Source organism: Roseburia sp. AF15-21, assembly GCF_003479505.1.
GTDB lineage: Bacteria > Bacillota > Clostridia > Lachnospirales > Lachnospiraceae > Roseburia_C > Roseburia_C amylophila.
Genome location: NZ_QUHG01000002.1, coordinates 375,949 through 388,289 on the forward strand (window position 1 = coordinate 375,949; position 12,341 = coordinate 388,289).

Consider the following 12,341-nt stretch of genomic DNA (forward strand, 5'->3'; position numbering starts at 1 on the left):
ATCCTCCAGAGCCGCCCCCTTTCCCAAGACTGGGAAAGGGCGTGGGGTTTGGGTTGAACTTTCTTATTAAAATATCGGAGGTATGAACGATGAAACGACCCCTTGCTTATATCACCGCTGCATGGCTCGGCGGCGATAGCGAAAACGCAGAACTGGCGGCGCAGTATTGCCGCACCGTGTATGAGGCAGGCTTTTCTCCTATTTGCCCGCCCCTGTACTTGTCCCTGTTTCTCAACGATGCTGTTCCCGAGGAGCATAAAAGCGGCATCGACATGAGCCGTGACCTGCTCCGCCGTTCTCATGTGCTGGTTGTCTGCGGGCACAGTATGACCGAAGCCATGAAAAATGATATTGCCGTGGCCCAGCGGCTGGGAATTACGGCAACCACCCTTGAGGGTATCCTGACCGTCAAGGGACAGGGCCGCCGCTGATGGCGACCCTGTTTGAAGCCTACGTTACCAACGCCGGGAAGTACAGCGAAGGCCAGCTTGTGGGTGAAACACTGAAATTTCCCACAACCGCCCAGGATGTGGAGGCTCTCTTGAAACGGATCGGCGTGGATGGCGTCCGCTATCAGGAAATTTTTATTACCTCTTTCGATGGGGATGTGCTGGGGCTCTATGACCATTTGAGCGAGTATGAAAATCTGGACGAGCTTAATCATCTGGCCTGCCTGCTTTCCGAGCTTACCTCATCGGAGCTGGAAACACTGGAGGCCGTCCTCGACAGTGGCGATCACTGTTCTTCGGTGCGGGACATCATCAATCTGACACAAAATCTGGACTGTTACGGCTTTTACCCCGGCGTATCCGATGAGGAAACGCTGGGGCGTATTTATGTGGACGATCTGGAAATGTTGGATGTGCCGGATCAGGTAAAACCGTATTTCGATTATGAGGCGTATGGCCGGGATGCTTGCATCCACGAAAACGGCCATTTTGCTCCGGGCGGCTATGTTGTCAAAGAAAGCGATCATTTCGTGGAAGTGTATCACAGCTTGCAGGATATTCCCAAGGAACATAAGGTGTTCTCTTTCCCGAAGTTCTCGATTCGGGAGCAGATGGCGGCTTATCAGAAAATCATAGACGGTTCTTCTTTGGAGGGCTACCGTCAAATGCAGAAAAAAGACCGTGGGGATCGGTGATGGCACTTCGAGACAAATTGTCCCAAGGAAGGAGGCGGTGTAACTGATTGATGAAGATATTTCCCGGCGCACGATAGCCATATCTGTAAAAACGACCAAGCTGACGGCGCGGGGACTGGCGTATGTGCTGGGCATGGTGGGTCGGAAGATCCGCAAGGCATACCGTGGGCGGCAAGTACCACATGGCAAACAAAGTGTGCGAAAGCTCATGGCCCACGGCACAGCCACAAACAGCATTGAGCTATCCGGGGATGCCAAGTCCTTTGACCGCGTGGCCCGGAAATGGAATGTGGACTATGCGTTCTATAAAACCGGATCGGACAAATACCTGCTGTTTTTCAAGGCTGGACAGGCAGACGCAATGACCGCCTGCTTTTCTGAGTATTCCCGGAAGGTGTTAAGCAAAGCAAAATCGAACCGTGTTCCCATCCGGGAACAACTGAAACAGGCGGCAGATCAGCTTTCCAAAGAAAAGCCGAAACAAAAAGAACGTGCAAAGGAGGTGGCCCATGAGGACAGATAAGATCAGAAAATATCTCATTCCGAACATTCCCTATCTGTTCATCCTGTGGGCGTTCCTCAAGCTGGGGACAGCCTACCGGCTGGCGGCGGGTAACGATTTTGCACATAAGCTCATCGGGCTGGGCCAGACGATTGGCCCGGCCTTTGCTGACTTTGCACCCGGTCTTGTTCCGCTGGATTGGCTTGTCGGTATTGTAGGCGCAGTTGGTTTCCGGCTGCTGATCTATTTCAAAAGCAAGAACGCTAAGAAGTTTCGGCGGGATGCAGAATACGGCAGCGCCCGGTGGGGAACGGAAAAAGACATCAAACCGTTTGTCGATCCGAAGTTTGAAAACAACGTGATTTTGACCGGGACGGAGTTTCTCACGATGAACACCCGCCCTAAAATCCCGGCAAATGCCCGAAACCTGAATTGCTGTATTATCGGCTCATCCGGCTCCGGCAAAACCCGCTTTTGGCTCACGCCCCAGCTTTTACAGGCTCATTCCTCTTATGTGGTGGTCGATCCCAAAGGCGGTGTGCTGGGACAGGTCGGAGCTTTCCTGCAAAAACGCGGGTACAAAATCAAGGTATTCAACAGCATAGATTTTTCAAAATCCATGCACTATAACCCGCTGGCGTATATCCGCAACGAGGCCGATATTCTGAAATTCGTGGATGCTCTGATTTCCAACACCAAGGGCGAAGGCAAGGAAGGCGATCCATTCTGGACAAAATCGGAAACGCTTTTGTACTGCGCCCTGATTGCCTACATCATTTTCGAGGGGCCTGCCGAGGATCGGAACATGAATACCCTTGTGGATATGATTTCCGGCATGGAGGTCAAGGAGGATGACGAGGACTTTATGAACGCGGTGGACTATATGTTTGCCGGACTTGAAAAGCGCAAGCCGGATTGCTTCGCGGTCAAACAGTATAAAAAGTACAAATTGGCCAGCGGCAAGACGGCAAAAAGCATTTTGATTTCCTGCGGTGCGCGGCTGGCTCCCTTTGACATCCCGCAGCTTCGTGAAGTCATGGCCTATGACGAATTGGAGCTTGACCGCATCGGAGATCGGAAAACGGCGGTATTCTTCATCATTTCCGATACCACGCAGACTTACAACTTTTTAGTGGCGCTGGCATTTTCGCAGATGTTCAACCTCCTGTGTGAACGGGCGGACAATGTTCACGGTGGCCGCCTGCCGCACCATGTACGGGTGCTGTGGGACGAAGCAGCCAACACGGGACAGGTGCCCCAGCTTGAAAAGCTGGTCGCGGTTATCCGCTCCCGCGAGGTGAGTCTTTGCCTGCTATATCAGCAGTTGGCACAGTGCAAGGCCATTTACGATAAACACGCCGAGACAATCCTCGGCAACATGGATAGCGTGGTGTTCCTCGGTGGCCGCGAAGCCAGCACCATCAAGGAAATATCCGAAAACTGGCTGGGAAAAGCCACAATCAGTATGCAGACTGACAGCCGCTCCCGTGGTCAGTCGGAAAGCTACAGTCAAAATACCCAGCGACTGGGCCGGGAACTGATGACCCCAGCCGAACTTGCAACCATGCCGGGAGATAAATGTATTTTGCAGCTTCGGGGCCTGCCCCCGTTCTTCTCTCCCAAGTATGATCTGAAACGGCATCCGAACTACCGTTATACGGCGGAGGCCGATAAACAGAAAAACGCTTTTGACCTCGACAGGCTCATTAACCGCCGCAGGCGGCCCGGTCTGAACGAGGCGTGTACGATGTATGAGGTGACTGTGCCGGACGATGCGCTCACAGAAGAGGACGAGGACATCCTCAACTATGATGACATCGACGATCCAGACGCCTTTGCATAAACGCTTCGAGACAAAGTGTCCCGAAGTTTGTAACCTGCCGCCTGCAAGGGCGGCTTTTTTGTTACCGGGAAAATCCCGGAGAAATGGAGGCTTATATGGCATTTTTCTCATCTGCAATCGACACTTTACAGACCCTCGTTATTGCTCTCGGTGCTGGCCTTGGCGTGTGGGGCGTGGTTAATCTGCTGGAGGGCTACGGCTCGGATAACCCGGGCTCCAAGTCCCAGGGCATGAAGCAGCTCATGGCGGGCGGCGGCATCATCGTCATTGGCACAACACTGATCCCTCTGCTGTCTGGCCTGTTTTAAGGTAGGCGCTTATGGATTTTCTCACCGACTGGCTCACAAACTGGCTCAAAGAGCTTCTGATTGGCGGGATCATGGGGAACCTCGAAGGTCTTTTTGATACCGTCAATACCCAAGTCGGAGAGATTGCGGCACAGGTAGGGACTACCCCGGCGGCGTGGCACGCCGGGGTTTTCTCCCTGATCCGACAGCTTTCCGAAACGGTGATCCTGCCGATTGCCGGAATGGTGCTGACCTTTGTTGCCACTTATGAGCTCATACAGATGCTTTTGGAAAAGAACAATATGCACGAGGTTGACGTTGCGAACCTCTATAAATGGATGTTCAAAACAGCCTGTGCAATCCTGATCCTGTCAAACACATTCAATATCGTCATGGCCGTGTTCGATGTCTCGCAGAGCGTCATCGCGCAGGCAGGCGGGCTCATTCAAGGCTCTACCGATGTTTCGGCGGATATGCTTGCCGAACTGGAAACCTCGCTGGAGGCGATGGACTTGGGGCCGCTTTTGGGGCTGTGGCTGCAGTCTGCGCTCATTGGCTTCACGATGAAGGCGATGGGGATTATCATTTTCGTTTTGGTGTATGGCAGGATGCTGGAAATCTATCTGCTGACCAGTCTGGCCCCCATCCCCGTTGCTACGCTTTCCAACCGGGAGCTTGGTGGCACCGGGCAAAACTACATCAAGTCCCTGTTTGCCGTGGGCTTTCAAGGGCTGCTGATTCTTGTATGTGTTGCAATTTACGCGGTGCTCATTCAAGGCATCGCAACAAGCGGCGATCCCATCGGGGCGATTTGGGGAACTGTGGGCTACACGGTTCTGCTTTGCTTCATGCTCTTTAAGACCGGGAGCATTGCCCAGCGTATCTTTGGCGCTCATTAACAGGAGGTGGTGCTTATGCCGAGAAGATACGGGGCAGACGGAACGCGCTTATGGAATGGAAAAACGCCGGAGGAGTTTACTGAGGCAGACGCTTACCGCTTTATGGCGGAAACAGAGGCCGTCCTGCAAAGAAAAGAGTTGATGGACGACCCCGCCCAGCCTGCTCCGGCAAGCGGAAAGGAGGAATTTTATCTGAGTAAGAAAGACGATGTATTGCTGACCCCGGAGCAGATTGCTGCGGAGGAACGGCGCTGGCTGTTTGATGCTCCCATCGCGGAGCTTGCAGAAGTCAAGGGCGTTAGCATTGATGAGGCAGTAAAAATGCGGACAGATGCTGTCTTGCAGGAGGCGGTTGTTCCGATCACGGTATCTGTCCGCCCGATTGAGCCGCAGGGAAAACTGATCGGCTTCGCCAGCGTCAATTTTGGCGGTGTGGTCATCGACGATTTTAAGGTTGTGGACGGGAAAAACGGGATTTTCCTCGGCGCTCCCTCTAAACCTGATCCTGCCAGCCGGACGGGATACCGGGCTACGGTTCGGATTCCTGACCGAGCCACACAGGAACGGATCAATGCGGCTGGTGTGGAGGCGTATCATGCGGCGGTGGAACAGCTTGTTGCACGGGCCCAGGCGGTACGGCCTGCCCCGATCAAGGAGCAGATGGCCGAGGCCGCGAAACAAGCTGGAAAAGAAAATGCCGCCCGGCCTGCACCTGCCAAAGCAAAGGAGGCCCGCAATGACCGATAGCCGCACTTTGGGACAAAGTGTCCCGAAGGAGGGCTTGTTTCTCATGGACGGCATCGAGGGCCTGCGTTCTTTGCCAAAACATAGCGTGGATATGCTGCTGACTGATCCGCCCTACGGCACAACCCGGAATTATTGGGATGTGCCCCTGCCGCTCCCGGAGCTGTGGGAGGCGGTGAAATGGGCGGTCAAGCCGAATGGCGCAGTGCTGTTTTTCGCACAGTGCCCCTTTGACAAGGTGCTGGGCGCATCCAACCTCGCCATGCTCCGCTATGAGTGGATTTGGTACAAAGAGCGCGGAACGGGCTTTCTCAATGCAAACCGGGCTCCACTGAAGAAGTCCGAGAACATCTTGGTGTTTTACCAAAAGTCCCCGGTCTACAATCCACAGTTTACTTACGGCAAGCCATATACCCGTGTTCATTCCCGAAGTGGTACAAGCTCCAACTATGGGAAATTTGAACGGCAGGGCTCAGAGTCCAACGATGGTCGCCGCTATCCCGGAAATGTGCTTTTTGTGCCTACGGTGTCCGGCGGCATCCATCCCACACAGAAGCCCGTGGAGCTTTGTGAGTATCTGATCCGCACCTATACCCGCCCCGGCGAATTGGTCGCGGACATTTGCGCGGGCTCCGGCACAACCGCGATTGCAGCTATCAACACAGAACGTCGCTTTGTATGCTTTGAAACGGCCCCGGCCTTTTATGCCGCAGCCAGTGAGCGTATTCGTGCGGCGCAGGCAGTAAAAAGTTCTGGCGAGAAAGGAGTGTAATTATCCAGCAGTATTCTATCATTTACGCCGATCCCCCTTGGCGCTACTCGGCTAAGAAAGTACAGGGCGCGGCGGAAAACCATTATCCCACTATGAGCATTGAGGAGTTATGTGCGTTGCCTGTGGCTGATCTTGCAGCCCCGGACAGCGCACTCTTTTTATGGGCCACTTTCCCGCAGCTCCCGGAGGCGCTCCGGCTGATCGAGGCTTGGGGCTTCAACTATAAATCCGTTGCTTTTGTCTGGCTGAAAAAGAACAAGAAGGCGGATAGCTGGTTTTACGGCCTTGGCTTCTGGACAAGGGGCAACGCGGAAATCTGCCTGCTGGCAACCAAGGGACATCCAAAGCGGCAGGCTGCCAACATTCATCAATTCATCATTTCCCCGATTGAAGCCCATAGCAAAAAGCCGGACGAGGCCCGCGCCAAAATCATTTCCCTGATGGGCGATCTGCCCCGCGTGGAGCTCTTTGCCAGGCAGACCCCGCCCGGCTGGGCTGTATGGGGAAATGAAGTAACACCAACCATCCCGGACTTTGGGACACATTGTCCCGAAGTACAGAAAGGAGTGTGATCTATGCCCTATGTAAACGTACCAAACGATTTATCCAAAATCAAAACAAAGATGGCTTTCAACCTCACCAAACGCCAGCTTGTCTGCTTCGGCAGCGCGGGCGCGGTGGGGATTCCGGCCTATTTGCTGACCCGTGGCACCCTCGGCAATACCGGGGCGATGTTTCTCATGCTGGGAATTATGCTCCCGGCGTTCCTGCTGGCGATGTATGAAAAGGACGGCTTGCCCTTTGAAAAGGTTGTGCGAAACATCATCCGGGCCAAGTTTCTAAGGCCGGGGATCAGGGCCTACCGAACCGAAAACATTTATGCGCCCTTTGCCGGGCCGGGCGCTGGAAAGGAGGATGTGATTGAAAAACACAAAGAAGAAAAACGGAGCCGCCGCCAAGGGTAAAGGCCGGGCGACCCTGTCTGCTCAGCAGACAATCCCGTATCTGTCCATGCACCCGGACGGTGTGTGCAAGCTCCCGGGCGGGCTCTATACAAAAACCGTGGAATATGAGGACATCAATTACTCCGTGGCATCCACCGAGGATCAGACCGCCATATTCAGCGGATGGAGCTCATTCCTCAACTACTTTGACAGTTCGCTGCCGTTCCAGCTTTCCTTTATCAACCGCCGTTCTCATTCCCGCAGCCGCTATCAGGTCAATATCCCGAAAGCGGATGACAACTATAACAGCGTCCGGGACGAGTTTACCGGGATGCTGAAAAATCAGATTGCCAAAAGCAATAACGGCATTGAACGCTCAAAATACATCACCTTTGGCATACCCGCCGAGGGGATTGCGGAGGCACGGCCCCGTCTGGAGCGTGTGGAGGCCGATGTCATGGGAAACTTTAAGCGGCTGGGCGTTCCCTCGGAGCCTATGGACGGGCGGGCCCGCCTTGCGCTGCTTCATAGCCAGATGCATCCGGGGAGCCGCGAGGCGTTCCGCTTTTCGTGGAAAGACATCCCGCAGACCGGGCTCGGCACAAAAGACTTTATTGCCCCGGACAGTCTCGACTTCCGCCAGTCCCGAACATTCCGTATCGGCCAGTATTGGGGCGCGATGTCCTACTTGCAGATTATGGCATCAGAGCTTTCGGATAAGCTGCTGGCGGAAATCTTGGAGCTGGATGCAGAAATGACTGTGACCATGCACATTCAGACCGTGGATCAGCTCAAGGCAATCAAGACCATCAAGGGGAAAATCTCGGACATCGGAAAAATGAAAGTAGAGGAACAGAGAAAGGCTGTGCGCTCCGGCTATGACCCGGATATTCTTCCCCCTGACCTGATCACATTCAGCAAGGACGCAGCGGAGCTTTTGGCTGATTTGCAATCCCGCAATGAGCGAATGTTTCTGCTGACCTTTACGGTGGTAAACCTTGCCCCTACTCGCCAGCGGCTGGAAAACGATGTGTTTACCGTGGGCGGCATCGCGCAGAAATACAACTGCGCTCTGCGCCGTCTGGACTGGCAACAGGAACAGGGATTTGTTTCTTCGCTGGCCCTTGGTTACAACGAGGTAGAAATCCAGCGCGGTATGACAACCAGCTCCACAGCCATCTTTATCCCCTTTATGACAAGGGAGCTCCGCATGGCGGGGCAGGCCCTCTACTATGGCATGAACGCACTTTCTCACAATGTCATCATGGCTGACCGCAAAAAGCTGAAGTCGGCAAACGGGATGTATTTGGGTTCTACGGGCTCCGGCAAGAGCTTTGCTGCAAAGCGTGAGCTCTTGAATGTGTTTCTCACCATCCCGCAGGATCGGATCATCGTGGTTGACCCGATGGGCGAATACGCTCCGCTGGTGCGAAGGCTGGGCGGCCAGGTGATCGAGATTGCCCCGGACAGCCCGCACCACCTCAATCCGATGGATGTGGAGCTCAATATGGCCGCCGGAGAAAGCCCGCTTTCCATGAAGGCGGATTTTCTTTTGTCCCTGTGCGAGCTGGTGGTCGGCGGCAAGGAAGGCTTGCAGCCCATTGAAAAGACGGTCATTGACCGCTGTGTGCGTTTGGTGTACCGGGAACAGGCGCTCGGACTGGAAACTGCAAAAACACCGCTGTTACAGGATTTGTACGAAGAGCTCTTACGCCAGCCGGAGCCCGAAGCCCGGCGCGTGGCAACTGCCTTAGAGCTTTATTGCACAGGCTCCCTCAATCTCTTTAACCATCCTACCAACGTCAAGACGGACAGCCGTGTGGTGTGCATCGTTCTGAAAAACATGGGCGAAAACCTTAGAAAGATTGCAATGCACATCACAAATGAGTTTGTTTCGCAGGCGGTGGATCAGAACTTCCACGAGGGTGCGGCGACTTGGTGCTACTTTGACGAGTTTCATATCCTGCTCCGCGATCCGCTGACAGCCAGCTACTTTGTGGCAGTCTGGAAAATGCTGCGTAAAAAAGGATGTGTGCCGTCTGCTTTGACGCAGAACGTCAAAGACCTTTTGGCCAGCCGGGAAATCGAGAACATTCTGGACAACACGGATTTTATGATTCTGCTTTCGCAGGCGCAGAGTGACCGTACCATTCTGGCAAAACAGCTCGGTATTTCCGAGCATCAGCTTTCCTATATCACACACAGCAATTCCGGCGAGGGGCTGTTGTTCTATGGAAATGTAACCATTCCGTTTGTGGATCGGTTCCCTCGCGGAGAAATCTATGACCTGCTGACTACCCGCCCGGAGGATATGAAGAATGAAACGAAAAACGAATAAGACCAAGGAGGAGGCTTGGTCGCAGACCGCCCACGCCCCTGACGGGGAACAGCCCGGGCCGGAGGCTTCCGACACTTCGGGACAAAGTGTCCCGAAGTCCAAGTTCCGCAAAAAGAGCCAGCAGGAACAGGCTGCGGCGGCAAAGCTCCACATGGAGTCCCAAGGCGAAAAACTGGAACAGGCCCGGGAGAAGCTGGCAAAGCAAAAGCCGCCGAAAAAGCCCGGCCCGGTAAAACGCATAGGCCGTGTTGCCAGCGGTTCCGTTCACAGCTTCGTGCATGGCAAGATTTTTGAAGTGGAACAGGAAAATGTCGGCACGGAAGGCGCACACCGTTCTGAGCTTGTGGGAGAAACCGCGCTGCGGCACGGCTCCCGCTTTGTGCGCCGTAAAGTCCGGGAACATCCGGCAAAAGTGGTACGCAAGGCCGAGGCCCGCTATACCAAATACACGGCGGACTACCATTTTCACACCGCCGCACAGGAGCACCCGGAGCTGACGAAAAATGCCCTTACCCGCTACTGGCAAAAGCAACGGCTTCGCAGGCAATACCGCAAGCAGGCAAAGGAGGCTGCAAAGCAGGGCGCGGCTGCGGCTGGGAAAACTGCCACAGCCACAGAACGCCTGACCGCCCGGGCAGTGGAATTTGTCAAAAGTCATCCCGCAGGTGCCGTGGTTGCGGTGCTCTGTGTGTTACTCCTGTTTGCTATGCAGTCCTGTTCCTCTACCATGCTTATGCTGGGGAACGCCGGGGCCGGTGCATTAGGGGCCAGCACCTATCCTTGCGAGGATCGGGATATGCTGGCCGCCGAAGCTGCCTACTGTGCGCTGGAAGATGATTTGCAGCATTATCTGGACACCTATGAAAGCACCCATGACTATGACGAATACCACTTCGATCTGGACGAAATCGAACATGACCCCTATGTGCTGCTTTCTCTTTTGTGTGCGCTCCATGAGGGGCAATGGACAATAGACGAAGTACAGGGAACACTGCAAATGCTGTTTGACCGCCAGTACATTCTCACGGAGGATGTGGTGGTGGAAACCCGGTATCGCACAGAAACCGACACATGGACGGACGAGGACGGCAACTCCCATACGGACACCTATCAGGTGCCTTACGATTATTACATCTGTACGGTCACGTTGGAAAACTTTGATTTGTCCCATGTACCTGTGTACGTTATGGGCGAGGAGCAGCTTTCCCGATATGCCATCTATATGGCAACGCTGGGGAACCGCCCTGATCTGTTCCCGGATTCTCCCTATCTGAACAAGTATATTACCGGGAAACCCGGTGATTACGAAGTGCCCGGAGAATATCTGGACGATGAAACCTTTGCCGCGATGCTTGCCGAAGCACAGAAATATATCGGCTATCCCTATGTGTGGGGCGGCAGTTCTCCTGCCACTTCCTTTGATTGCTCGGGGTACGTTTCGTGGGTCATCAATCACTCCGGCTGGAATGTGGGCAGGCTGGGAGCCCAGGGGCTCTATAACATCTGTACGCCAACAAGCTCTCCCAAACCCGGTGATTTGGTTTTCTTCAAAGGCACCTATGACACACCGGGCGTGAGCCATTGCGGGATTTATGTCGGTGACGGAAAAATGCTGCATTGTGGAGATCCCATCGGCTACGCAAATTTGAATACAAGCTACTGGCAATCTCATTTTTACGCCTACGGGCGTTTACCGTGACAGGAGGTTTTGAAATGGCAACTACCAAAAGCATGAAAATTCAGGCCGAGATTGATAAGGTCAAGGCCAAAATCAGTGAACAGCAGGCCCGGCTCAAGGAGCTGGAGCAGAAAAAGCTGGAGGCAGAAAACAGCGAGATCGTGGACATTGTGCGTGGCATGAGCATTTCCCTTACGGAGCTCCCGCTGCTGTTTGAGAAGCTGAAGGACGGCGGCACTTTGGGACAAACTGTCCCGAAGTCCGAAGAAGAAAAGGAGGAAAACTGAATATGAAACACTTTCGTATGTTGGCGGCGGGGCTTTGCTCCGCCGTTCTTTTATGCGGCTTTGCAATCCCGGCCTATGCCTATTCGGACGGCGGGAATGAGGAACCGCCTGTTGTGGAAGAAACTCCGGCCACGGAGCCAGCGCCTACCATTACCCCGGGCGAGGGCTTTTCGGAGGATGGAAACCTTGTGACCCGCGATCTGCTCTACGATGCCGCAACCAACAAACAGTTCATCACGGTAGAAACCAGCGGCGGCAACACCTTTTACATTGTCATTGACTATGACAAGCCTGTGGACGAGGACGGCGAACAGTATCACACCTACTTTCTGAACATGGTGGATGAAGCCGATCTGCTGGCGGCACTGGAGGCCGCTGGAGGAGAGCTTCCGGCCTGCTCCTGCACAGAAAAATGTGCGCCCGGAGCCATCCATACGGATTGCGAGGTCTGCGCGGTCAACATGACCGAGTGTGCTGGCACGGCTCCTGAACCCGCTCCGGTGACAGAACCTGCGGAGGAGCCGGAACCCGAGCCCCAGCAGAAAAGCAATACCGGGATGCTTCTGCTGATTTTGGCAGTGGCTGTTCTGGGCGGCGGTGCAGGCTGGTACTTCAAAATTTACCGCCTGAAGCATGAAAAAGCTGCTGTACCCGAAGAAGATTACAGTGAGGAACTGGCTGATTATGACGATTCCGAGGACGATGGGCCGCCTTGGGACGAGGACGATACCGAAAGCGAGGATAATGAATGAGATTTACCAACAACCCCTATGAGGGATTTATGAAAGAAAAAAGCTACTTTAAGGGTGTGCCGCCCAGCCTGCCGCCGAAGGGCTCCCGTTGTGACGGCTGCCCTTACTGGCGTGGGATTGGCTGCGTGTTCTGCTACCGGGAGCAGCTCAA

14 protein-coding genes are annotated in these 12,341 nt (G+C 54.3%); all 14 read left to right on the top strand.

Features of this window, described 5'->3' with window-relative positions; translation table 11 throughout:
• Window positions 1-89 precede the first annotated feature (89 nt).
• The 14 genes from DWW33_RS04850 to DWW33_RS04915 all read left to right on the top strand — a co-directional run bounded on the left by DWW33_RS04850 (window position 90) and on the right by DWW33_RS04915 (window position 12,190).
• Window positions 90-431 (top strand): DUF7768 domain-containing protein, encoded by a 342-nt coding sequence (locus DWW33_RS04850; protein WP_118638960.1) that lies wholly within the window; start codon window positions 90-92, stop codon window positions 429-431.
• Window positions 431-1,144: an antirestriction protein ArdA gene (locus tag DWW33_RS04855; protein ID WP_118638961.1), complete on the top strand. Its 714-nt coding sequence runs from the start codon at window positions 431-433 to the stop codon at window positions 1,142-1,144. Before DWW33_RS04850 ends, DWW33_RS04855 begins: the two co-directional genes overlap by 1 nt.
• Before the next feature lie 133 nt (window positions 1,145-1,277).
• Window positions 1,278-1,667 (top strand): PcfB family protein, encoded by a 390-nt coding sequence (locus DWW33_RS04860; protein ID WP_442970214.1) that lies wholly within the window; start codon window positions 1,278-1,280, stop codon window positions 1,665-1,667.
• A complete protein-coding gene (locus tag DWW33_RS04865) occupies window positions 1,654-3,489 on the top strand; it encodes a VirD4-like conjugal transfer protein, CD1115 family (protein WP_118047965.1) in 1,836 nt (611 codons plus the stop codon). The genes DWW33_RS04860 and DWW33_RS04865 overlap by 14 nt, the downstream gene beginning before the upstream one ends.
• A 95-nt stretch (window positions 3,490-3,584) precedes the next feature.
• Entirely contained in the window at window positions 3,585-3,797 is a 213-nt protein-coding gene (locus tag DWW33_RS04870; RefSeq protein WP_044963257.1) for a Maff2 family mobile element protein, read from the top strand.
• Window positions 3,798-3,808: 11 nt separating this feature from the next.
• The gene (locus DWW33_RS04875; RefSeq protein ID WP_087989534.1) at window positions 3,809-4,675 is read left to right on the top strand and encodes a VirB6/TrbL-like conjugal transfer protein, CD1112 family; all 867 of its coding nucleotides are present in this window, start codon (window positions 3,809-3,811) and stop codon (window positions 4,673-4,675) included.
• A gap of 15 nt (window positions 4,676-4,690) precedes the next feature.
• Window positions 4,691-5,422: a septation protein SpoVG family protein gene (locus tag DWW33_RS04880; protein ID WP_003020333.1), complete on the top strand. Its 732-nt coding sequence runs from the start codon at window positions 4,691-4,693 to the stop codon at window positions 5,420-5,422.
• Window positions 5,412-6,191 carry a DNA-methyltransferase gene (locus DWW33_RS04885; RefSeq protein ID WP_021738873.1) on the top strand — a complete coding sequence of 260 codons (780 nt, stop codon included), beginning with the start codon at window positions 5,412-5,414 and terminating at the stop codon, window positions 6,189-6,191. Before DWW33_RS04880 ends, DWW33_RS04885 begins: the two co-directional genes overlap by 11 nt.
• Before the next feature lie 2 nt (window positions 6,192-6,193).
• Window positions 6,194-6,763, top strand: coding sequence for an MT-A70 family methyltransferase (locus tag DWW33_RS04890; protein WP_330419803.1), 570 nt, complete (start codon window positions 6,194-6,196; stop codon window positions 6,761-6,763).
• 3 nt (window positions 6,764-6,766) lie between these two features.
• Entirely contained in the window at window positions 6,767-7,156 is a 390-nt protein-coding gene (locus DWW33_RS04895) for a PrgI family protein (RefSeq protein WP_015563852.1), read from the top strand.
• Window positions 7,113-9,473 (top strand): VirB4-like conjugal transfer ATPase, CD1110 family, encoded by a 2,361-nt coding sequence (locus tag DWW33_RS04900; RefSeq protein ID WP_199650711.1) that lies wholly within the window; start codon window positions 7,113-7,115, stop codon window positions 9,471-9,473. Before DWW33_RS04895 ends, DWW33_RS04900 begins: the two co-directional genes overlap by 44 nt.
• A complete protein-coding gene (locus DWW33_RS04905) occupies window positions 9,454-11,172 on the top strand; it encodes a C40 family peptidase (RefSeq protein ID WP_118638963.1) in 1,719 nt (572 codons plus the stop codon). The genes DWW33_RS04900 and DWW33_RS04905 overlap by 20 nt, the downstream gene beginning before the upstream one ends.
• 14 nt (window positions 11,173-11,186) lie before the next feature.
• A complete protein-coding gene (locus DWW33_RS04910; RefSeq protein WP_118638964.1) occupies window positions 11,187-11,438 on the top strand; it encodes a DUF4315 family protein in 252 nt (83 codons plus the stop codon).
• A 2-nt stretch (window positions 11,439-11,440) separates the two neighbouring features.
• Window positions 11,441-12,190, top strand: a complete 750-nt coding sequence (locus DWW33_RS04915; RefSeq protein ID WP_118638965.1) for a DUF4366 domain-containing protein — start codon at window positions 11,441-11,443, stop codon at window positions 12,188-12,190.
• Window positions 12,191-12,341 lie beyond the last annotated feature (151 nt).

Excerpts from the sequence above, each read along its gene's own strand:
- DWW33_RS04850 (WP_118638960.1), top strand. The coding sequence starts at position 90 with ATGAAACGACCCCTTGCTTATATCACCGCTGCATGGCTCGGCGGCGAT.
- DWW33_RS04855 (WP_118638961.1), top strand. The coding sequence starts at position 431 with ATGGCGACCCTGTTTGAAGCCTACGTTACCAACGCCGGGAAGTACAGC.
- DWW33_RS04860 (WP_442970214.1), top strand. The coding sequence starts at position 1,278 with ATGGTGGGTCGGAAGATCCGCAAGGCATACCGTGGGCGGCAAGTACCA.
- DWW33_RS04865 (WP_118047965.1), top strand. The coding sequence starts at position 1,654 with ATGAGGACAGATAAGATCAGAAAATATCTCATTCCGAACATTCCCTAT.
- DWW33_RS04870 (WP_044963257.1), top strand. The coding sequence starts at position 3,585 with ATGGCATTTTTCTCATCTGCAATCGACACTTTACAGACCCTCGTTATT.
- DWW33_RS04875 (WP_087989534.1), top strand. The coding sequence starts at position 3,809 with ATGGATTTTCTCACCGACTGGCTCACAAACTGGCTCAAAGAGCTTCTG.
- DWW33_RS04880 (WP_003020333.1), top strand. The coding sequence starts at position 4,691 with ATGCCGAGAAGATACGGGGCAGACGGAACGCGCTTATGGAATGGAAAA.
- DWW33_RS04885 (WP_021738873.1), top strand. The coding sequence starts at position 5,412 with ATGACCGATAGCCGCACTTTGGGACAAAGTGTCCCGAAGGAGGGCTTG.
- DWW33_RS04895 (WP_015563852.1), top strand. The coding sequence starts at position 6,767 with ATGCCCTATGTAAACGTACCAAACGATTTATCCAAAATCAAAACAAAG.
- DWW33_RS04905 (WP_118638963.1), top strand. The coding sequence starts at position 9,454 with ATGAAACGAAAAACGAATAAGACCAAGGAGGAGGCTTGGTCGCAGACC.
- DWW33_RS04910 (WP_118638964.1), top strand. The coding sequence starts at position 11,187 with ATGGCAACTACCAAAAGCATGAAAATTCAGGCCGAGATTGATAAGGTC.
- DWW33_RS04915 (WP_118638965.1), top strand. The coding sequence starts at position 11,441 with ATGAAACACTTTCGTATGTTGGCGGCGGGGCTTTGCTCCGCCGTTCTT.